The organism is Methylobacterium iners, from assembly GCF_022179305.1.
Classification (GTDB): Bacteria; Pseudomonadota; Alphaproteobacteria; order Rhizobiales; family Beijerinckiaceae; genus Methylobacterium; species Methylobacterium iners.
On record NZ_BPQP01000061.1, the window covers coordinates 1 to 21,445 of the forward strand.

General features: G+C 69.3%; 17 protein-coding genes. 6 read left to right on the plus strand and 11 right to left on the minus strand.

The window, feature by feature from the left end:
* On the plus strand, nt 1-515 hold a 515-nt coding region (locus tag MFF55_RS18260), incomplete at its 5' end, for a DUF2252 family protein (RefSeq protein ID WP_238245536.1).
* Between the two features lie 162 nt (nt 516-677).
* Here MFF55_RS18260 and MFF55_RS18265 read toward each other — a convergent pair.
* The 6 genes from MFF55_RS18265 to MFF55_RS18290 all read right to left on the minus strand — a co-directional run bounded on the left by MFF55_RS18265 (nt 678) and on the right by MFF55_RS18290 (nt 11,500).
* The gene (locus MFF55_RS18265) at nt 678-2,108 is read right to left on the minus strand and encodes a pre-peptidase C-terminal domain-containing protein (RefSeq protein ID WP_306421460.1); all 1,431 of its coding nucleotides are present in this window, start codon (nt 2,106-2,108) and stop codon (nt 678-680) included.
* Nucleotides 2,032-2,631 carry a PPC domain-containing protein gene (locus tag MFF55_RS18270; protein WP_238245538.1) on the minus strand — a complete coding sequence of 200 codons (600 nt, stop codon included), beginning with the start codon at nt 2,629-2,631 and terminating at the stop codon, nt 2,032-2,034. The genes MFF55_RS18265 and MFF55_RS18270 overlap by 77 nt, the downstream gene beginning before the upstream one ends.
* A gap of 712 nt (nt 2,632-3,343) precedes the next feature.
* Complete coding sequence (locus MFF55_RS18275) at nt 3,344-5,131, minus strand: MFS transporter (protein WP_238245539.1); 1,788 nt, start codon at nt 5,129-5,131, stop codon at nt 3,344-3,346.
* Between the two features lie 121 nt (nt 5,132-5,252).
* Complete coding sequence (gene acs / locus MFF55_RS18280) at nt 5,253-7,202, minus strand: acetate--CoA ligase (protein WP_238245540.1); 1,950 nt, start codon at nt 7,200-7,202, stop codon at nt 5,253-5,255.
* 181 nt (nt 7,203-7,383) lie between these two features.
* Complete coding sequence (locus MFF55_RS18285) at nt 7,384-8,697, minus strand: ABC transporter substrate-binding protein (protein ID WP_238245541.1); 1,314 nt, start codon at nt 8,695-8,697, stop codon at nt 7,384-7,386.
* A gap of 91 nt (nt 8,698-8,788) precedes the next feature.
* Nucleotides 8,789-11,500, minus strand: coding sequence for an ATP-binding protein (locus MFF55_RS18290; protein WP_238245542.1), 2,712 nt, complete (start codon nt 11,498-11,500; stop codon nt 8,789-8,791).
* 203 nt (nt 11,501-11,703) lie between these two features.
* On the opposite strand from MFF55_RS18290, the gene MFF55_RS18295 reads away from it, so the two are divergent.
* Entirely contained in the window at nt 11,704-12,195 is a 492-nt protein-coding gene (locus MFF55_RS18295; RefSeq protein WP_238245543.1) for a phasin, read from the plus strand.
* A gap of 179 nt (nt 12,196-12,374) precedes the next feature.
* On the plus strand, nt 12,375-12,689 hold the full coding sequence (locus tag MFF55_RS18300; RefSeq protein WP_238245544.1) for a hypothetical protein: 315 nt from the start codon (nt 12,375-12,377) through the stop codon (nt 12,687-12,689).
* An 88-nt stretch (nt 12,690-12,777) separates the two neighbouring features.
* Here MFF55_RS18300 and MFF55_RS18305 read toward each other — a convergent pair whose 3' ends face one another.
* The 4 genes from MFF55_RS18305 to MFF55_RS18320 form a co-directional block, all read right to left on the minus strand.
* Nucleotides 12,778-13,425 carry a L,D-transpeptidase gene (locus MFF55_RS18305; RefSeq protein WP_238245545.1) on the minus strand — a complete coding sequence of 216 codons (648 nt, stop codon included), beginning with the start codon at nt 13,423-13,425 and terminating at the stop codon, nt 12,778-12,780.
* 127 nt (nt 13,426-13,552) lie between these two features.
* Nucleotides 13,553-14,359, minus strand: coding sequence for a transglutaminase-like domain-containing protein (locus tag MFF55_RS18310; protein WP_238245583.1), 807 nt, complete (start codon nt 14,357-14,359; stop codon nt 13,553-13,555).
* A gap of 68 nt (nt 14,360-14,427) precedes the next feature.
* A complete protein-coding gene (locus tag MFF55_RS18315; protein WP_238245546.1) occupies nt 14,428-14,982 on the minus strand; it encodes a response regulator in 555 nt (184 codons plus the stop codon).
* Nucleotides 14,983-15,138: 156 nt separating this feature from the next.
* Entirely contained in the window at nt 15,139-16,287 is a 1,149-nt protein-coding gene (locus tag MFF55_RS18320; protein WP_238245547.1) for a transglycosylase SLT domain-containing protein, read from the minus strand.
* Between the two features lie 272 nt (nt 16,288-16,559).
* On the opposite strand from MFF55_RS18320, the gene MFF55_RS18325 reads away from it, so the two are divergent.
* Nucleotides 16,560-17,468, plus strand: a complete 909-nt coding sequence (locus MFF55_RS18325; RefSeq protein WP_238245548.1) for an outer membrane protein — start codon at nt 16,560-16,562, stop codon at nt 17,466-17,468.
* 83 nt (nt 17,469-17,551) lie between these two features.
* Nucleotides 17,552-17,827 (plus strand): hypothetical protein, encoded by a 276-nt coding sequence (locus MFF55_RS18330; protein ID WP_238245549.1) that lies wholly within the window; start codon nt 17,552-17,554, stop codon nt 17,825-17,827.
* 5 nt (nt 17,828-17,832) lie between these two features.
* Here MFF55_RS18330 and MFF55_RS18335 read toward each other — a convergent pair whose 3' ends face one another.
* On the minus strand, nt 17,833-18,381 hold the full coding sequence (locus tag MFF55_RS18335; protein WP_238245550.1) for an HNH endonuclease: 549 nt from the start codon (nt 18,379-18,381) through the stop codon (nt 17,833-17,835).
* Between the two features lie 410 nt (nt 18,382-18,791).
* Between MFF55_RS18335 and MFF55_RS18340 the strand changes: the two genes are divergently transcribed.
* Nucleotides 18,792-21,413 carry a DUF3772 domain-containing protein gene (locus MFF55_RS18340; RefSeq protein ID WP_238245551.1) on the plus strand — a complete coding sequence of 874 codons (2,622 nt, stop codon included), beginning with the start codon at nt 18,792-18,794 and terminating at the stop codon, nt 21,411-21,413.
* The last annotated feature ends 32 nt before the right edge of the window (nt 21,414-21,445 follow it).

The following is a 21,445-nucleotide window of genomic DNA, read 5'->3' on the forward strand; positions in this document are numbered from 1 at the left end:
TGCGCGACGTCGCCTTCAAGGTGGTGGGCATCGGCTCGGTCGGCCGCGTCTGCGCCGTCGGCCTCTACGCGGATGCCGACGGGGCGCCGCTCTTCCTCCAGATCAAGGAGGCGCGCGAGTCCGTCATGGCTCCCCTCGTCCTGCCTGGACACAGGATCTCGGCCTCGGGCGGCGAGCGGGTGGTCGAGGGCCAGAGGATCATGCAGGCGGCGAGCGACCTCTTTCTTGGCACCGCTCGGTCGCCGGCGAGCGGCCGCGCCTACTACGTGCGGCAGCTGAAGAACCACAAGCTCTCCGACGTGGCCGAGATGATGTCGCGGGACGGGCCCAAGCGCTACGCCGCCCTGTGCGGGCGCACCCTCGCCCGCGCCCATGCGCGCTCCGGGGATGCGGCCATGATCGCAGGCTATCTCGGAACGGGGGACGGGTTCGACCGCGCGGTCGCGGAATTCGCGCTGGCCTATGCGGCGCAGACGCAAGCTGACCATGCGGCGCTCCTGGAGCGGGACGCCTGATGCCGCTTCCGGTCGATTGGACCGGTTGGCTCGCGCGGCTCTCCTCCCCCTTGTGGGGAGGAGTTGGAGGTGGGGGTGGTTCCGCCTGGTGAGCGGCAGGGTCACCCAGCCACCCCCACCCTCGATCCCTCCCCACAAGGGGGAGGGAAGCGCGTCGCGGCCTTACATCACGCCCCAGATCGGGTCGTCCTGTACGAGCGCGAGCGTATTGCTCCGGCCCGGCAGCGCGTAGGGATCGGCTTCCGCCAGGTTGACGCCGTAGCCGAGGTCCTGGAGCGAGGCGATCGTCATCCGGCTCATCTCGAGGCCGCCGCTGGCGAAGCCCGTCATCAGCTCGCTGCGGAAGATGTCCTCCTCCCAATGGCCGCCGGCGGTGCCGGGCCCGCCATCGTTCTCGAGCGGGATGAAGGTCTCGTTCCCTCCGGTCAGGACCCGGTACTCGGCGAGCGCAGCGGCCCCGTCGTACTGGTTGGTGCCCGCGGTGAGGCCGGCACGCTCCCAGAGCGTCCCGAGGCCGAGGACATGGCCCATCTCGTGAAGGATGACGCCGAGCAAGCTGCCGTTCCCGGCGAGCGCGGCGACGTCGGCCGAGTCGAACTGCATGATCCCATGCGTCGGCAAGCCGCCGGCCGAGGCCGGACGGAGCTCGTCGGGGCCGGCCTGACCCAGGGTGCCGCCGCTCCCGTCGATGCTCGTGACGCTCGCATCGATCAGCAGATCGTCGATCGTGCCGAACCGGGACGACGTGAAGTTCGGCAGGTCGGCGGTGATCACCTCTTCCCAGCGCGCCGCGGCCTGATCGAACAGGCTCTGGTAGGCGGCATCGCCCGTGTAGCGGATCTGGATGTCGAAGGCCCCGGCGGTGGGCGGCGGCGGGGCGGTGACGTTCGCCGCGCTGAGCGAATAGGTCCCCGTTCCCGTCGCGGAGGCGCCGTCGGCTTCCAGGTAGTAGGTCCCGCTGGTCGAGGCGGTGAAGCTGATCTGCGAATTCAGCGTGCCGCCGAAATCGTTGTTCGCCGCCAGCTGCGTGCCGGCGCCGTTCAGCAGCCGAAGCGCCGGATCGGCGAGGCGGCCGCCGGCGCCGGGCGTCAGGCCGAAGGTGTAGCTCTGGCCGGCGACCAGCGAGATCGCGAAGAGGTCGGTGTCGCCGCCGGTCTCGATCCGGCCGCTCGCCGCCGCGCCGACGTTGAGCGTCCCGAGCGGGGCGGTCGTGTCGGCCAGGCTGTCGCGGAAATCGTCGGTCGGGGCCGGCGGCGCGCTGCTCCGCGCCGACAGGGTGTAGTTGCCCGTTCCGCTCTGATAGCCCTTGGCTTCGAGATAGACGGTCCCGGTCGTGGTCGCCGTGTAGGTGATCTGGGAATTGCGCCCGCCGCCGAAATCGTCGTTGACAGCGATCTGGCCGCCGTTGCCGTTGAGCAGGCGCAGGACCGGATCGGCCAGCCCGCCGCTCGTCGCGGCGTTCAGGTTGATCGTGTAGGTCTGGCCGGCGGTCACGGCGAGGGCGAACAGGTCGGCATCACCCCCTGCCTCGATCCGACCGCCGGTCGACGCACCTGCCGTCAGGGTGCCGAACGGCGCGGTGGTGTCCGTCAGGCTGTCGCGGAAGTCGTCCGCCGGGGTGGTCGGCGCGGTCGGGTTCCGCGCCGTCGCCGACAGCGTGTAGGCGCCCGTGCCCGACTGGTAGCCCGCCGCCGTCAGGTAGAAAGGTGCCCGACGTCGCCGCCGTGTAGGTGATCTGGGAATTGCGCGAGCCGCCGAAATCGTCGTTGCTCGCGAGGGTCGTGCCGTTCGCGTTCTGCAGGCTCAGCACGGGATCGGCGAGCCCCGCGGTCGCGGCGCGGTTGAGCCCGAAGGTGTAGGTCTGGCCCGCGGCGAGCGTGATGGCGAACACGTCCCGGTCGCCGGCCGTCTCGATGCTGCCGGTGACCCGTCCGCCCGGAGCGAGCGTGCCGAAGGGCGCCGTCGTGTCCGGCAGGGCGTCGCGGTAATCGTCCGCGACCGCGCGGGCGGTGCCGGGACGCGAGACGTTGAAGGAGTGGGTGAGGAAAGAAACTTCCTCGCCACGCCCGTAATAACCCGGACGAAATGCCAGAGTATCGTCGAAAATGCGACCCATATTTTCCCCCTGACAGCAATGTATCGACTGATGTTGGGTGATCACGAAAGTGCGATCGCCCAACATCGCTGCGCTGGTTTGCGGGAGAACCTGTAACGCGCGTGTCTATGCAAGACAATACATTCGTCGTTTTAGAAATTTCTAATGAAAACGCCGGTCATAGCCTCCAATTCTCTGAAATAGTTCGCAAGTCAGAGAATTGTATTTGGATGCTGCGTGGAGCGCCGGCGCGTCTAGCCTCCGTGGCGAGGATGTATTCGAAAGACGAAGGCTCGACCGCGAGCGTTCGGGTCGAATGCCGTCGACTTACGGCGTTCAGCAACACGCGATCCGCAACCTGGTCGCGCAGGATGTGCCGACGGGGACGCGACGAGGACGCGATCGCGTTTCCGCTTCTCGGGGACGACGAAGACTCGAGTTCGCGGCGTCCGGTCTGATCTCGCGCACGAGCCACAGGCCCCCATCCTTGCGGAATCCTCGCCTCGTCTGACGTCCGGCCCTCCCGTTCATGGGAGCGGGCGATGTCTGGCAAGGGAATCTGCGGGACGACTCTCGCGGGCGATCCCGGAATCCTGCGCGGCTCCGGGCCATGCCGCCCCCCGTCATCCACGCCGTTTGCGCGATGCGGAAAGCCGCCGATCCTCCCGCTCTGAACGCTAAGGGCCCCGCCTTTCGGCGGGGCCCTCCTCGTCGTCCGTCTCGAACCTTCGGCTCAGCGCGCGGGCGCGTCGTCGTAGGTGAAGATGTCGCGATCCTTCGTCTCGGGGACGAAGATCGCCCCGATCACCGCCGTCGCGAGCGCGATGACGATCGGGTACCAGAGGCCGAAATAGATGTCGCCGGTCTGGGCCACCATCGCGAAGGCGGTGGCGGGCAGGAGGCCGCCGAACCAGCCATTGCCGATGTGGTAGGGCAGCGACATCGAGGTGTAGCGGATACGGGTGGGGAAGAGCTCCACCAGCGCCGCCGCGATCGGCCCGTAGACCATCGTCACGTAGAGGACGAGGATCGTCAGGATGCCGATGATCGTCAGCTTCTGCGCGGAGAAGATGTCGATCACCTTGGCGAAGTTCGACAGGCCGTCCTTGGGATCGATCGCGATCTTCACGATCCCCGGGTCGGTCGCCGCCGGGTAGCCCGACGCGGTGAGCGCCGCGCTGACATCCTTGGCGAAGGTCGGCTCGCCGGCGGCGAAGTCCTTGCCGGCGATGTTGACGATCGCCTTGCTGCCCGCCGGCGCGTCCTCCGTGCGGTAGTTCACGGCGCTCCGTGCGAGCAGCGCCTTGGCGATGTCGCAGGTGTTGGTGAACTTGGCGGTTCCGACCGGATTGAACTGGAAGGAGCAATCCGCCGGGTCGGCCTTGACCACCACCTGCGTGTTCTGCTGGGCCGCGTAGAGGGCGGGGTTGGCCGCCGCGGTCAGCGCCTTGAACAGCGGGAAGAAGGTGAGCGCCGCGATGACGCATCCGCCGAGGATGATCGGCTTGCGGCCGATCCGGTCGGAGAGCGAGCCGAAGAACAGGAACCCGCCGGTGCCGAGGATGAGCGACCAGGCGATGAGCACGTTCGCCGTGAACTGGTCGACCTTCAGGATCGTCTGGAGGAAGAACAGCGCGTAGAACTGGCCCGTGTACCAGACGACGGCCTGGCCGGCGACGAGGCCGAGCAGGGCGAAGAGCGCCCACTTGGCGTTGCGCCACTGGCCGAAGGCCTCCGAGAGCGGCGCCTTCGAGCCGGTGCCCTCTTCCTTCATCTTCTTGAAGGCCGGGCTCTCCTGCATCTGCAGCCGGATCCAGACCGAGATGCCGAGCAGCACGATCGAGACCAGGAACGGAATGCGCCAGCCCCAGGAGGCGAAGGGCGTCAGGGTCGAGGTCGTGCCGTCGGCGGCGGTGACGACGACGGGCGCGTAGTTCGCGTTCACGTAGATCTGCGTGAACAGGATCACCATGAGCGAGAGCAGCAGGCCCAGCGTCGCGGTGGTCTGGATGAAGGCGGTGTAGAAGCCGCGCCGTCCCCGGGGGGCGTGCTCGGCCACGTAGACCGCGGCGCCGCCGTACTCGCCGCCGAGCGCGAGGCCCTGCAGCATGCGTAGCGCGAGGAGGGCGACCGGTGCGACCCAGCCGACGCCGTACTCGTTCATCGTCGCGTAGGAGGGCAGCAGGCCGACGACGAAGGTCGACACGCCCATGATCAAGATCGTCACGAGGAAGGTGTATTTCCGGCCGACCATGTCGCCGAGCCGGCCGAACACCAGGGCGCCGAAGGGGCGCACCAGGAAGCCGGCGGCGAAGGCGAGGAGCGCGAAGACGTTGCGCGTGGCTTCCGGATAGGCCGAGAAGAACTGCGCGCCGATGATCGCGGCGAGCGAGCCGTAGAGATAGAAGTCGTACCATTCGAAGACGGTGCCGAGGGAGGAGGCCAGGATGACCTTCTTCTCTCCGGCGCTCATCGGCCGCGCCGCCTCGTCGGCGATCGGCACTGTGGTTCCTACGGCCATCTGGGCGTTCCTCCGTTCGTGGGCGATCCTCTCTGGACGGATCGCTGAAGCTTCGTGTGGGGTGAAGTCGGGTCCGCGCCGCGCTTTCGGCGGCTTCGGAGCGTGAAGCGGTGGGCCCGGATCAATGCGTCCGGTTCTGCCGATTCTCGATCAGGTCATCGACGACCGCGGGCTCCGCGAGCGTTGAGGTGTCGCCCAGCGACGAGAACTCGTCCTCGGCGATCTTGCGCAGGATGCGGCGCATGATCTTGCCCGAGCGGGTCTTGGGCAGGCCCGGCGCGAACTGGATCAGGTCGGGCGAGGCGATCGGCCCGATATCCTTGCGGACCCAGGTCACGAGCTCCTTGCGCAGCTCGTCCGAGCCCTGCTCGCCCTCCATCAGGGTGACGTAGGCGTAGATGCCCTGGCCCTTGAGGTTGTGGGGGTAGCCGACGACCGCCGCTTCCGAGACCTTCGGATGCGCGACGAGCGAGGATTCGACCTCGGCCGTGCCCATGCGGTGGCCCGAGACGTTGATGACGTCGTCGACCCGGCCCGTGATCCAGTAATAGCCGTCGGCATCGCGCCGGCAGCCGTCGCCGGTGAAGTAGAGGTTCGGATAGGTCGAGAAGTAGGTCTGCTCGAAGCGCTCGTGGTCGCCGTAGACCGTGCGCATCTGGCCGGGCCAGGAATCCTTGATGCAGAGGTTGCCCTCGCAGGGACCCTCGAGCGTCTTGCCCTCGGCATCGACGATGAGGGGCTGCACGCCGAAGAACGGCCGGGTCGCCGAGCCGGGCTTGAGCCTGGTCGCGCCGGGCAGCGGGGTGATCAGGATGCCGCCGGTCTCGGTCTGCCACCAGGTGTCGACGATGGGGCAGCGCGAGTCGCCCACGACCCGGTAGTACCAGTCCCAGGCCTCCGGGTTGATCGGCTCGCCGACGGAGCCGAGCACGCGGAGCGATGCGCGCGAGGTCTTCTTCACCGGCCCCTCGCCGCCGCCCATCAGCGAGCGGATGGCGGTGGGCGCGGTGTAGAAGATGTTGACCTTGTGCTTGTCGACGACGTCCCAGAACCGCGAGTTCGTGGGATAGGTCGGGATGCCCTCGAACATCAGGGTCGTGGCGCCGTTGGCGAGCGGACCGTAGACGATGTAGCTGTGGCCCGTGACCCAGCCTACATCGGCCGTGCACCAATAGACCTCGCCCTCGCGGTAATCGAAGACGTATTGGTGGGTCATCGAGGCGTAGACGAGGTAGCCGCCGGTGGTGTGGACGACGCCCTTCGGCTGGCCGGTCGAGCCCGAGGTGTAGAGGATGAAGAGCGGGTGCTCCGCCTCGACGGGCTCGGCCGGGCACTCGTCGGTGACCTGGGCCGCGGCCTCGTCGTAATAGACGTCGCGGCCGGGCTCCATCGCCACGGCCGAGCCGGTGCGGCGCACGACGACGACATGGTCGACGGCCTGACTGCCGAGCCGGCCGATGGCCGCGTCCACATTGGCCTTGAGCGGGACCTTGCGGCCGCCGCGCAGACCCTCGTCGGCGGTGATCACGAGCCGCGAGCCGCAGCCCTCGATGCGACCGGCGAGTGAGTCCGGCGAGAAGCCGCCGAACACGATCGAATGGATCGCGCCGAGCCGGGCGCAGGCCAGCATCGCGTAGGCAGCTTCCGGAATCATCGGCAGGTAGAGCGTGACCCGGTCGCCCTTGGCGACGCCGCGGTTGCGCAGGACGTTGGCCCAGCGGCAGACCTCCGAGTGGAGCTGCCTGTAGGTGATGTGCTTGGATTCGTTGGGGTCGTCGCCTTCCCAGATGATCGCGACCTGATCGCCGCGCGTCGCGAGGTGGCGGTCGATGCAATTGTGGGCGACGTTGGTGCGCCCGTCCTCGAACCATTTGATCGAGACCTGGCCCGGCGCGAAGCTGGTGTTCTTCACCGTCGTGTATGGTGTCGACCAGTCGATCCGCCTGCCCTGCTCGCCCCAGAAAGCCGCCGGATCAGCAACGGAAGCGTCATACATCGCGCGGTACTTGGCGTCGTCGACATGAGCGCCCTCGCTCCACGCGGCAGGCACTTCGACCACCTTCTCGTCCATGGCGTTTTCCCTGTTGGTGTCCGATCGTATCGCGGCGTTGCGCGCAGCCGGGACTTCCCAGAAACGTTCTTAGTCGCAGGCAGATACGCTGGGCAAGCGGGATTTGAACCAGATTTTCGACGGTCAATAGATTTATTTGAAACCAGGCGTCGCCGGCTACGGAAGACCTTGCCCGCCCTCCTCAGGTCGGCGGCTGGTCGCAGGGTTCGGCCCGCGCCGGCCATCCCGGATTGGCGCCAAGGAACTCGGCCACGACCTGGTCCAGGCGGGCGTCGACCGCCTCGCTCATCTGCGGGATGGGGCCCGCGGCGGGGAGCCATTTCGCCCCGTCCCAGACCTGCACGAAGCCCGGCGGGTGCCCGCCATGATCCATGCAGGTGAAGGCCACGGCGCGGGCGAAGCCCGAGAGGCCGAGCTCCTTCCAGCGCACGTCGTCGATGGAAAGGGTCTCGAGGCCGCGCCGCAGATCCTCACCCTTCAGCGCGCCCGGCGCCCCGCGCCGCTGCGCGTTCCGGATCGCCTCAGCCAGGAGAACGGCGTTGTAGATGCCGCGATTGTAGTGGGTCTCGCCGGATCCGGTCTTGGGAGTTCTCGAGAGACCGCGGTCGACGACGTGGAGGTCGATCTCGTCGAAGGCCGGGAAGGCGTCGCCGAAGGCGTGGCGGCTGATCTCCTTGAAGCCCCGTCCCGCCGACCCCGCCTTGCGCAGCACCGCCTCGTCGGGCCAGCGCAGGGCGATCAGCCGGTCGGCGGGAAAGCCGACCTTGAGCGCCCGCTCGACGGAGATCCCGGCCTGGACGCCCTGGCCGAGCAGGATGAGGTGGTTCGGGGGCTGGCGCCCGATGCGCTCCCAGACCTCGTCGTCGCGCTCGGTCTCCTCCAGGGCGAAGAGGGGCGTGGCGAAGCCGTAGCGCGCTGCCAGATCGCGCAGGGTGGCCAGCGCCGCGGGATCGGCACCCGTGCTGTAGGCGAGCCCGATCGAGAGGTCCTTGAGCTCCCCGAGCCCGCCCGCCTTCTCGGCGAGGTAGCTCACCGTGATGGTGAGGCCGCCCAGCACCCAGGCGGAGGGGTTGAACACCCAGGGCATCACGTCGCCGCGCGTGCCGATGGGGAAGCCGTCGGCGAGCGAGAGCAGGGGAATGCGGTCCCGCGCCGAGGGCTCGACCAGGGCCCGGGTCAGGGCCCGGTCGGGCGGGCTGACGAGCACCGCCCCGGCCTTGCGCGCCGCCTCGTAGCAGGCGAGCCCGCGCTCTAGGTCCGAGGCCACCTCGCATTCCTCGACCTGCACCCGCGTGCCGCCGATGCCGCCGTCGCGCTGGTTCAGCATCTCGAGGTAATCGCGCATGCCGTTGGCGACGCGGGCGCCGACGGCGGAGGACGGCCCCGTGCGGTTGGTCAGGAGCGAGAGCACGATCGGCTCGGCCGCCACCGCGCTTCCGGCGTGCAGGAGCGCGACGCAGAGCGCCGCGAGGCGCAGCGCGCGGATCGACATCATGCCTCCCTCCTCCCGGCTGCCCCGATCATGCCAGATCGTCGGAGCCGGGACGAGGGGAGGCTCGACCGAAGGGCTGCGGCCCTGGGGACAGTCAGGCGCGCAGGGCCTGGGGTGCCGGGAACAGCATCTCGACGAGGGTGCCCTCGGCCTTGCGGCTGCTGATCCGGAAGCGGCCCTGATTGGCCTCGACCAGGGCCTTGGTCAGCGGCAGGCCCAAGCCCGTGCCGCTCTCCGGAGAGGAGACCTGGGCATCGATCCGACGGAAGGGTTCGAGGGCGGTCTCGACCTCCTCCGGGGTCATGCCGGCACCGGTGTCGCGCACCCGCAGGGCGATCTCGCCGCGATCGGCGAGCGTCGTCGCCACGATGACCTGGCCGCCGGGCTCCGTGAGCCGCAGCGCGTTCGCGATCACGTTGAGCACGGCCTGGTGCACGGAGCGCTCGTCGGCGACGAAGTGCCCGACGTCGTTGGAGAAGCTCGTGCGGATGAGGATGCGCTGGCGCGCCGCCTGCGGCTGCATCAGCGCGACGCAGCGCGACACGATCTCGTTCAGGGAGATCTCCGTGCGGGCGAGGTCGAGATGGCCGGCCTCGATCCGGGCGAGGTCGAGAAGGTCGTTGACGAGGTTGAGCACGTGCTCGCCGGAGCTGCGGATGTCGCGCAGGTAGCTCCGGTAGCGCTCGTTGCCGAGCTCCCCGAACTGGCCCATCAGCATCACGTCGGCGAAGCCCAGGATGCTGCTGACGGGCGTGCGGACCTCGTGGCTGACCCAGGCCAGGAACTCGGATTTCCGGGCGCTCGCCGTCATCGCGGCCCGTCGCGCCTCCGCGACCTCCTCGCCGGCGCGCTCGGGCGATTCGGCGGGGGTGAGCCGGGCGAGCAGCGTCGGGTCGCCGTCCCGGAGAGGCGACACTTGGAGACGCAGGGCCACGGGGCCGTTGCGGCCGCGGCCGATTACCGGATCGGACGGCGCGGCGCCGGGCACCGCGTGAAGGATCGCGAGGACCGCGACCGCGCTCTCGGGCGCGAACAGGTCCATGACGCTGCCGCCCACGACCTCGCGGGGATCGAGGCCGAAGGTCGAGGCCGCGCTGCGGTTGACGCCGAGGATGCGGCCGTTCCCGTCGAGGGTGACGATGCCCTCGTCCAGCGCGTCGAGCACCGCGAGCGCGTCGGCCGCACGCCGGTCGGCGAATTCCTGCGCTACCCGGGCGGCGGCCAGCTGCTCGGCCGGCTCGGTCCAGGTCGCCTCCCGCACGAGCAGCAGCCGCGCCGGCGCGCCCTGCCAGTCGAGCCCGGCACATTGCAAATCGACGTTGAGGCTCGCGCCCTCGCGGGTCGTCATCACGGCGAGCGCGTCGTCCGAGGGCCGCTCGTGAGGCACGAGCCCGTTGAAGAGCCGCGCGAGCCCGCCCGCATCCTCGAGGGCCGGGAGGTCCGCGAACCGCGCGAGATCGAGCAGGCTGCGATTGGCGAACAGCGCCGTCCCGTCCCGATAGATCAGCAATCCCGTGGGCAGCCGGTCGAGGGTGGCGGCGAGCGCGGCATCCGGGTCAGCGGCCGCATCGACCGGCCGCGTCGCGGCGGGGAAGGGCATCACCGCCCCCGCTTGCGGCTCGCGCGTCGCCCGCTCCTCCGGGACCTCGTCGCCGGCGAAGCGCACGCCGAGCGCCCGCGCGATCTCCCGGAAGGCCGCGTGCTCGTTGCCGGAGAGGCGGGTCTCCTCCGGCGGGCCCATGGCCGCGGGCGCGCGCTCGGGCGCATCCTCCGGCATGAAGTCCGCCCTCGGAGCGTCCTGGCTCGGCCTGTCCGCGCTCGACTCCCCCTCGTCCGGGACGTCCTCCGCCGCCTCGGCGACGACCGGGACCGCGTCTCGCTCCCCGTCGCCGGGAGAAGCGGGATCCTCACCCTCTGGCGGGATCGCCTCGGCCTCGACGGGATCGGCCCGCTCGTCCCGCGGGGCGACCGCCGGCAGGACCGACTCTTCGGCGAAGGTCGAGGGGCGCACGAGCCCGAAACCCCCGTAGCCGGTGAAATCGCGCTCGGCCCGGGACAGGGGCGCCCCGGACAGTTCGAGATCGAAGAACCCGGCGTTCCCCGGGCGACGAAGGGTGAGGGGAATGGCGCGGAAGGTCCGCCGCTCGGCGAGCGCCGCGAGCAGCCCACCCGCATCGATCAGCGTGCCGCCCGCCGAGAGCGCCGCCCAGGATTGGCCGGCGAGAATTGCCTGCATGGCGGGCCCGGCCGGTCCGGAGACCTGATCGAGGCGCCCGTCTCCATCGGTCCGCCAGACGAAGCGCGGCACCGGCCCTGCCGGCAGCTCCGGCGCCTCGACGGCTTCCTCCCGTGCCGGCGGCGCCTCGACGGCCGCAGGCTCGGCAAGGGGCGGAAGCCGCCGCAGCCTGGGTGCGGCGCCCGTCAGGGCCAGCACGATCGCGACGCTGCCATCCTCCAGGCGCGTCCTCGCGAGGAGGCAAGTCGTCGGCGGGCCGAGGCGGCGGGGATCGAACTGAAGGCGAACGAGGGTCGAAGGCGCGTCGGTCCCTCCCGACCGCCCGAGCTGCGCCTCGAGCCGAAGCGCGGGCTGCAGACGCCCATCGGGCCCGGCCACGATGCGCAGGAGGTCGCGCGCGGCCCCAGACCCGCCGAGCACGCGGCGGGCCTCCGCGTCGAGCACCAACACGACCGGCGCCGGTCCCCGCAGGATCGGGCCGAACCGCGCATCCCCGTCGAGGCGCCGGCAAACCGCGTCGAGCGTCGCCTCACCCCCGACGAACCCGTTTTCAGCCCCGCTTTCCGACATTCCAATCCATTTCACCCGATGAATCGGCGGGATCACGGCCTCGTATAGGCCAAAAGCGCTGCCCGATGTGGACACTTGACATCGCTGCCACACGTTTACCGCTTGTTAAGCCTAATGCCGCGGCAGACAGTGGCATAGAGCGGATGGCGTGTTATTGTGCACCGCACAACGCGGCATCAACAAGCAAGTCAGAGGAGACGGCGATGAGCAGCACCCCGACCTACGAAGTCCCTGCAGAGATGCGTGATTTTGCCGAGAAGAGCGTCGACCAGGCGCGCAAGGCCTTCGATTCGTTCCTCGGCGCGGCCCGCCGGACCGCCGACACCGTCCAGGGATCGGCCGAGGCGGCCCGCACCAACGCCCAGGACGTTTCCACCCGCGGCTTCGAGTTCGCCGAGCAGAACGTGAACGCGGCCTTCGATCTCGCCCAGAAGCTCGTCCGCTCGCGCGACGTGCAGGAGGCGATGCAGCACCAGGCCGAGTTCGTGCGCAATCAGTTCGCCGCGATCCAGGCCCAGGCCAAGGAGTTCGGCGGCCTCGCGCAGAACGCGATCCAGCAGGGCGCCGAGAAGGCCAAGACTGCCATGCAGGAGAACGCCGAGCACGCCCGCAAGGCGATGGAGCAGGGCAACGAAGCCATCCGCCAGAGCCAGGCCGACGCCGAGCAGGCAGCCCGGAACGCCACCAATTCCTGAGCTGCGCGCCTCACGCGCAGGCCAGATCCGTGACGATCGAAGGCCCGTCCCGCCTGACGCGGGGCGGGCCTTCGCGCATGCCGCCCGCCTTGTTTCGGGCTTGCCCGTCTCCTAACGGTGGCGCCCCGCTCCGGGCTTGGTGCCGGGCAGCGGAGGATGTCCGAGGAAGACGAACCGCCATGCGACCTGCCTATCGAGCCGGCCTCGCGGCCCTGATCCTGTTCGGCGCCATCGGGGCGCAGGGCGCCGCAGCGCAATATGACGACGAGGACTACGATCGCCCGCCGCCCCGCGGCTACGACGAGCGCCGCGGGCCGCCGCGTGGCCGGTCGGTCGGGCTCAACTGCGACGCCGTGCAATCCGGGCTCGCGGGCCTGCAGCCTTTCTCCTGCCCGCTTCCCGGGCCGAGGCCGCTCGGCACCCGATGCTACTGCGACATGCCGATCGCACCGTTCAACGGGCCGCAGACGGCGGTGGGCCGGGTCGTTCCCTAGGCCCGACGGCAGGTACCGCGCGTCGAGAAACACGAAGGGCCGCGCCATCCGGGATGGCGCGGCCCTCGGCCGTCGCGGGGGAAGGCGTTTAGTTGAGGACCACGACCTTGGCCCCGACCTTCACGCGGTCGTAGAGGTCGGTCACGTCCTCGTTGGTCATGCGGATGCAGCCGGAGGACACCGCCTGGCCGATCGTGTCCGGCTCGTTCGAGCCGTGGATGCGGTACTCGGTGTTGCCGATGTAGAGGGCGCGGGCGCCCAGCGGGTTCTCGACGCCGCCGGCCATGTAGCGCGGCAGGTCGGGCCGGCGGGCGAGCATGGCGGCGGGCGGCGTCCAGGACGGCCATTCGCGCTTGGCGGTGATGGGCTTGGTGCCCGACCAGGTGAAGCCGGGACGGCCGACGCCGACGCCGTAGCGGATCGCCTCGCCGCCCGGCAGCACGTAGTAGAGGCGCCGCTCTTCCGTCGAGACCACGATGGTGCCGGGCTTGTAGCCGGCGTTGAAGGAGACGATCTCGCGCGGGATCGGCGCGACCTGCGGCGCGGCCTGGCTGCCGTAGGCTTGGCTGCCGCCATAGGTCTGGCCGCCATAGGGCTGGTAGATCGGGCGGTCGTCGCCCTGATCGGCGTAGTAGTCCTCGGCGTCGGTCGCGCCCCAAGGATTGGCCTTCACGGGGGTGTTGAGGAGGACGCAAGCACCGAGAATGCCCGCGAGGGCGGTCGCCAAGGTCTTCATGGTGGAACCTTCAATCTCTGCCGTAACCTTTGCTATACAAGCGTAGGCATAGGCGGCTGGTTCCACGCTCGATCGCAGATTTCGCGCTCCCTCGCACATGCGGAAGCGCACGCGATCCCACCCCCGGTCAGGCGACCTCGTCGGTGTGCACCTCGAAGCGGGCGAGGTGGGCGTAGCCGAAATTCGTGGTGATCGCGACGTCGGTGGCATCGCGGCCCCGCGCCATCAGGATGCGCCCGATGCGCGGCGTGTTGTGGCGGGCATCGAAGGTGTACCAGCCGCCCTCCAGGTAGACCTCGAACCAGGCGGAGAAATCCATCGGATCGGGGGAGCGCGGCACGCCGATATCGCCGAGATAGCCCGTGCAGTAGCGCGCCGGGATGTTCATGCAGCGGCAGAACGCGACCGCGAGATGCGCGAAGTCGCGGCAGACGCCGTGGCGCTGCGTGAAGCCGTCCCAGGCCGTGCGGGTCGCATCGGCGCTCATGTAATCGAAGCGGATGCGCTCGTGGACGTAGTCGACGATTGCCTGGACGCGGCCCCAGCCCATCTCCGTCCCGCCGAACAGCGACCACGCGGTCTCGGAGAGCTTGTCGGTGTCGCAGTAGCGGCTGCCCAGCAGGTAGAGGAGGGTCTCGTCGGGCAGATCCTGCACCGGGATCTGCCGGGCCTCGGGAGCATAGGGGTCGGGCGCGCCGGAGTCCTGGATCGTGAAGTCGGCCGAGATCGTGAGCAGGCCGGGCGGCGTCACGATGCGCGTGCAGATGTTGTCGTAGCCGTCCCGGTAATCGACCGCCGGGATCCAGGGATCGAACCGGATCGTCTGCGGCGTGAGCAGGTCCGGCATCCGCGCAGGATGCAGGCTGAGCGCCAGGATCATGGGCGTCGGCGCAACCGATTCGAAGGCGATCTCGAAGCCCGTCCTGATCTTCATCGCGCTCACCTGATCCTCGATGGGAATGAGGCGATGCAAGACGCAAGCCCGCGAACGGAACACCGCTGTCAGGGACTGACGGGTTGGCCTTCGCCGGCCGCCAGCGCGGCCTCGGTCAGGACGTCGAGCGGCCGCCAGGGCTTCGGGATGAAGACGGCCTGGGCCGGCAGGGCGTCGGGACGCACGGGACGGTGGCCGGAGGTGACGACGAGCCGGGCCTGCGGCCAGAGCAGGGCGACCGCCTTCGCGAGTTGCAGCCCATCCATCTCGCCCGCGAGCCGGATGTCGGCGAAGACGAGGGCCACGTCGCCGCCCCTCTCGCGGAGCACCTCCAGGGCGGCCTCGGCGCTGTCGCAGCCGATCGGGGAGAGATCGGTCTCCTCCAGCAGCGCCTCGGCGACCGCCCGGGTCGCGGCCTCGTCCTCGACGACGAGGGCGAGCTTGCCCGATTTGCGCGGAGTCGCGTCTTCCGATTGCTTCACCTGGCGCACGAGGGCGGCGAGGTGCTCCGGCACGCCCTCCGCGATCAGGTCGTCGTAGAACGAGGCGAGCGCCTGGCCGATCTGGCCGAGGGAGAGCTCCGGCGCCAGCGAATCATCCGCCGTCTGCGCGCCCCGCCTCATCGGCTGACGAGAGGATGACGTACCCTTCGGATCCCGCAAATCCAGCCTCCGACCTGCCTGTCCGGTCCGGCGCCCCCGCGGCGCCGCCGTCAGTTAAAGTCGTCACCGGCTCAGCGGTTGCCGAATTCATCTATCAGACGTTGCGACCGCCCCGGCTCACTCGGCCGCGTCGGCATAGGCGAGGACGCCGGCGACGGAACGGACGTCGCGGTAGCGCGCACCGCGCGTGCTCATCATCGCCTCGAACTTCTCGTGGACCTGGGCCACCGAGAGGCTGACGGCCTTCTTGCGGCCCCGCTGCGCCGCGAAGAAGATGGTGCGGTTGGCGCGCGCCGGCCCCGGCAGCATCTGCGCGGCGGCGGTCTTGGGCTTGTCGGCGACCTTGGCCAGGAAGTCCTCGGCATCCTCGACGCCGAGGAAGTGGGCGAGATAGACCTCGCCGAGCGATAGCTCGCGGCCGATCCTGAGGGCGATCCGGGCGGCGTCCCGCTTCAGCATCTCGCCGGCCATGAGGGCGGAGAGGTAAGGGTCGCGGCGCAACTCGAGGATGCGCGTGCGCTCGGCCGGATCCGCGACGGTGGGCTTGCCGTTCTCGCCGGCGACGACGAGGGCCGCGTCCGCGGCGAGGCCGAATTTCGGGCCGAAATCGCGCATCACGCCGAGCCAGGTCCGCTCGATGAACTGGTACAGGCCCGTGGCCGAGGAGGTCTGCGCCTGGACCTCCGTCTTGAAGCTCGATTCCTTGTCGGCCACCGCCATCAGCAGGACGGGATCGGTCTGCACGGCCTGGGCGGCGCGCACGATCTTTTGGACGAGGTGTCGGCGGATCTTCATCGGCCCGAATTCGAGGATGTCGTTCGGGTCGCCGACCGCGCTCTCGGTGAGAAGGAAATCGTAGGAGACCCGGTCGACGGCGTTCGAGCCGAGCTCGGTGTCGAGGTCGTGGATCGGCGCGAAGGCGGCGGAGGCCGTCAGCACCGTCGGCGCCGAATCGAGGAGGGCGGGCGGCATCGTCTGGACCCGCGGCCGCGGCATCGCCAGCTCGGCCCCGCGGGAGGACGTCATGGCCTGGGCCGACGAGACCGGCGACCCGAGCCCGACCTTGCCGAGGTCGCCGCCGGTCTGGACGAGGACCGCGCTCAAGCCGGCAGTCAGGAGGGACATGGCGAGGATCGAGCGGGTCAGCGCCGTGCGGCTGCCGTGATCGCGGCCGACGCGACCGCCGAGGGTCAGGGCATCGGCGGCCCGCCCGGTGACGGGAGCCTGATGGGCGTTGCGCGGCGATCCGACCATTCGACCCTGCATCTGTCCGACTCGAAGCTCCGCGACCGCGCCGTGGCCGGCGCCTTGGGACCGAGGATTCCTTGACAGATGTGGCGACAACACGGCTGCGGATGTGGCGGTCCTGGGGCAGCGAGCCCCGACGGGCGGATGGGGACGTGGTGCGGACCCAAATTGGCACGCCTGCGCTCAGAGCCGCGCGGCCCACACGCAACGGTCCATTAAGGTTACTCAAGTACACCGGTCCCATAGTCTCGGCAGACCTCGGTTGAGGCGGGCCTAGAGGACGGACATCCATGCGTACCCTGACCCTCACCCTCGTTGCGGGCCTTGCTCTCCCTGGCATCTCGGCCGTCCAGGCCGCCGACCTCGATTATGGCGTTCTCCGGGGTCCGGATTATGAGACCGAGGCTGCCGTGGTCGACTGGAGTGGCGTGTATGTCGGTGGGTTCGCGGGCTACACTTCGGCATCCCTCGGCTTCAAGAACGCCTTCGAGCCGCTTGTTGCCAAGGCGTTGAAGGATACGACTGCGGAGACGGAGTTCAACGCATCAACCCTCCTCGCCCCGATCTCGGCAAGGGTCGGTGGTGCAAGCTACGGCGCCTTCGCAGGTTACAATTATCAGTTCGACGACACTGTCATCGGTGTTGAAGTCGACTACACGCGGTTCGATCTGAGCGGCAGCACTTCGGACTCGATCTCCCGGTTCAAGACGACTTCGGGCGGTTACCTCGAGACCGTAGCTCTGAGCGGGATTGCAGCGACAAAAATTGAAGATTACGGCACGATCCGTGCCCGCGCCGGCTACGCCTTCGGAAGCCTGCTGCCCTACATTACGGGTGGTCTCGCCATTGGCCGTGCGCAGGTCAGTGATCAGGTCAACATCCAGTACTACGGCTACGACCAAGCGACCTATCAGGCAAATCTTGCCAATACGACTGGCGCGCCGGCCTATGTGAACCGCTTTGGCTATGCCTCATTCAATTCCACCAGTCCCGGTGCATCCACACCGGCCGCACCCTATGTCGTTCGGCGCGCCAGCACGAAGACCGTCGGCGGCATCGCGCTGGGCGCCGGTGTCGAATGGGCGCTCACCCAGAACATCGTCCTGCGGGGCGAATACCAGTACGTCCTCTTCAATGACTTCGACAGTCACAAGGTGAACATCAACACCGTGCGCGCCGGTGCGGCGATCAAGTTCTGAGGCGTTAAGCGAACGCTCGCAAACGTCGGGTAATGTCGGTGAATGGCGATGGTCCTTACCGCCACGATCCGGGAACCCAGCCCATGTTTCGTACCGTTCTCGTCGCGGGCGCTCTGACGCTCTTCGCCCTTCCGGTCACCGCCGTTCGGGCGGACGGGGTGCCGGACGGCTACGAGCCCTCGCGCGCATTCGAGCGGCCAATCCATAGACTCCGCCCGCGCCCCTACGCCGGGCGCGGCATCCACCGCTACCGGGTCCGTTCGTACCGCCGCGAGCACGCGCTCCTTCCCGCCACGCTGCCGACCCACCCGGCGCTTCCGCTCTACAACGTGCCGCCCGATCGCTTCCCGGCCCACTGATCCGGTCAGCTCTCCAGCTCGCTGTCCCAGTAGAGGTAGTCGAGCCAGGTGTGGTGGTACTCGCGGTGGTCGAATTCCGGCTGACGGCGGTGCAGCTCGTAGCGGGTCGGGCGGTGAGGCTCGTTCAGGAGCGGCATGTCGGCCTCGGCCGGCGTGCGATTGGCCTTGCGCAGGTTGCAGGGCGAGCAGGCCGCGACGACGTTCTCCCAGCTCGACAGGCCGCCTCGCGAGCGCGGCACGACGTGGTCGAAGGTGAGGCCGCCCGACGGCAGGCGCAGGCCGCAATACTGGCAGGAGAAGGTGTCCCGCAGGTAGATGTTGTAGCGGGTGAAGGCGGGGCTGCGGGCCAGCGTCACGTAGTTCTTGAGGGCGACGACGCTGGGGACCTTCAGGGACCGGCTCGGCGAGCGCGCCTCGACGTCGTAGCTCGCGACCAGGGTGACCCGGTCGAGGAACAGGGCGGTGAAGGCGTCCTTCCAGGACCAGAGCGAGAGCGGGTTGTAGGAGAGCGGCCGGTAATCGGCGTTGAGAACGAGCGTCTGGAGATCCATCATCGGCGGCTACTCTCTCGACCGATCGACGTGCGGACAACGCGCGGAGACGCCTGAGCGATGCGTCTTCCCAGGGCCGGCACGATCATATCGGGAGGCCGACCGCCGATTGCGGTCGCTTCGGGCGAAAACGCCCGGCTCGCGGCGGAGATCGTCGATTCGGACGATCGCGGTTACCGCCTCGTACGGATACGACATGGCCGGTTCCATTGCGCCCTAGTGTAATATCACCGTGACAGGGTTGTGAAGGTTGACCCCGTTGGCCGCGACGTCACGGCCCACAGCCTTCCGCCGCCGCATCCCCGCGGCGCGCCCTCCGCATCGACACTGGCACCCTTTCGCCCCATTGCTCCGCGATGGACGCGGCCCCGGGCGGGCGCGGCGGCCGACGCGGAGACGACGGAAGGAGCGACATGAGGCAGACCTTACCCCGGAGCCAGGCCTGGCTCGTCGCGCTCGGGATCGCGCTCTCGACCTTTGTCGCCAACCCCGCTTCGGCGCAGAACCCCGCGCCCAAGCCCGCGGCGGATACGGCCAAGCCCGCGGCCGAGGCGGCCAAGCCCGCGGCGACGCCGGACAAGCCCGCCGAGGCCGAGAAGCCGGCCGTCTCCGCGCCGATCCAGGCCATCCGGGACCGCCTCGAAGACATCAAGGAGGATCTCGACGGGCGCGAGAAGGTGCTCGCCAACCGGGAGGCCGGCACCGGCGACCTCGCCCGGGTCCGCGACGGCCTCGATGGGGTCGCCGACGAGATCCGGCGGATCATCGCCGAGACCCAGCCCGGCCTCGACGCCGCCCGGCAGCGCCTCGACCAGCTCGGGCCCAAGCCCAAGGAGGGCGCGGAGGGCGAGGACGTGGCGGCCGAACGGGTCGAGCGCGAGCATGCCGCTGCCGAGATCGACGAGACCCAGCGCCTCGCGAAATCGCTCCTCGTCCAGAGCGACCAGATCCTCGATCAGGTCTCCAACCGCCGCCGCACCGCCTTCACGCGCGGCCTGTTCGAGCGCTCCTCGGCGCTGGTCAGCCCGGATCTTTGGCGGCGGATCGCCGCCGACATCCCGCGCGACCTGCGCTCGGTCCAGAGCGCGCTCTCGGACATCACGGGCCTCTTCGCGCGCAACGGCACCGTCGGCAACCTGGCGCTGCTCGGCGCCGCCTTCGGCGTCTCGATCGCGCTCTATTTCGGGCGACGCAACATCGCCCCGCGGCTCGGCCGGCGCGACCCGAAGGCCGTCGATCCCCCGCGGCGCAAGCGGCTGCTGGCCGCCTGGCGCGTCTTCCTGGTCGGCACCGTTCCGGCAGTGCTGGGCAGCTACGCCGTCTATTACGCCCTCGACGCCACGGGGCTCCTGCCCGAGCGCCTGATGCCGCTCGCCGGCGCGATCCTGATCGGGCTCGCCTTCATCGCCTTCGTCGAGGCGCTGTCCGACGCGCTGATGGCGCCCGACGCGCCCGCCTGGCGCCCGACACAGGTCAGCGATGCGGCCGCCTCCCGGGTGACCCGGCTCGCCGTCGGCATCGCCACCGTCATCACCGTGGTCAAGTCCATCGAGGCCCTCAATTCCGGCATCTCCGCCGCGCTCCCCGTCTCGATCGCGACCCGGGGCATCGGCGCGCTCGCCACCATCCTGATCCTGGCGATCGGCCTGCACCGCTTCGCCGACACCCACGAGAAGGAGGAGGAGTGCCTCGGCCCCTACGTCGCGCCCGAGGCGACCATGGGGATCGGCGGCCCGGCCCGGCTGCTGGGCTGGGCCGCGGTCGTGGTCATCGGCACGGCGGCGACCGTCGGCTACGTCGCCTTCTCCGCCTTCCTCATCGACCAGCTCGTCTGGATCGCGAGCCTCGTCGCGCTGCTCTACCTGCTGATGACCAGCGCCGACGCCTTCATCGGCGGTTCGCTCGCCGAGGAGACCCGGATCGCCACCGCGCTCCAGGCCAATACCGGCCTGCGCAAGCGCTCCCTAAACCAGATCGCGGTGCTCGCCACGGGTGCCGCCCGCGTCGTCCTGATCCTGGTGGCGGCGCTGCTGGCACTGGCGCCCTGGGGGCTCGATTCAACCGACGTGCTCACGTCGGTGCGCACCGCCTTCTTCGGCTTCAAGGTCGGCGACGTCACGATCTCGCTCTCCACCATCGCCTTCGCGATCGGCATCTTCGCCCTCGGCTTCCTGATCACCCGCGCGATCCAGAACTGGCTCGCCAACACCTACCTGCCGGCGACCGATCTCGACGCGGGCCTGCGCAACTCCATCGCGACGGTCACGGGCTATTTCGGCTTCCTGCTCGCGCTGGCGCTCGCCTTCTCCTACCTGGGCCTGAGCCTGGAAAAGCTCACGATCGTGGCCGGCGCGCTCTCCGTCGGCATCGGCTTCGGCCTGCAGTCGATCGTCAACAACTTCGTCTCGGGCCTGCTCCTCCTCTGGGAGCGGCCGATCCGGGTCGGCGACCAGGTCGTGATCGGCGACAGCGAGGGCATCGTGAAGCGGATCTCGGTGCGCTCCACCGAGATCCAGACCTTCGACCGCTCGGCCGTCATCGTGCCGAATTCCAACCTGATCTCCGGCGTCGTGAAGAACCGCGTGCGCGGCGATCGCACCGGCCGGGTGATCATCGCGGTCAGCGTCTTGCGCAACCAGGACCCGGTGCGCGCGGCCGAGCTCATCACGGCCTGCGCCAGCGCCCACCCCGACGTGCTGAAGATGCCGGCGCCCCGCGTGGTTTTCCGCAAGATCGGCGACCCGATGCTCGATTTCGAGCTGATGGCCTGGGTCACGGACGTCGATTTCAACCTCAAGGTCCAGAGCGATTTGAACTTCGCGGTGTTCAAGGCTTTGTCGGGGGCCGGGATGATCCCGGAGATGGGGCCGGGAGCCAGCATCGTGACCGTCAAGGGTTTGGAGCCGATGGGAAGCGCGTTGGGCCAGATCGCGCAGGTTTTCGCGGGACAGGCGTCGGAGGTCGTGCCCTCCGATACCGCTCCCGCGCAGCCGCGCGCCACGGCGCGCCGGCGAACCGTGAGCACGCCGTCGTGAGGATCTGGCGCGGGTTCCCTCTCCAAGGGAGA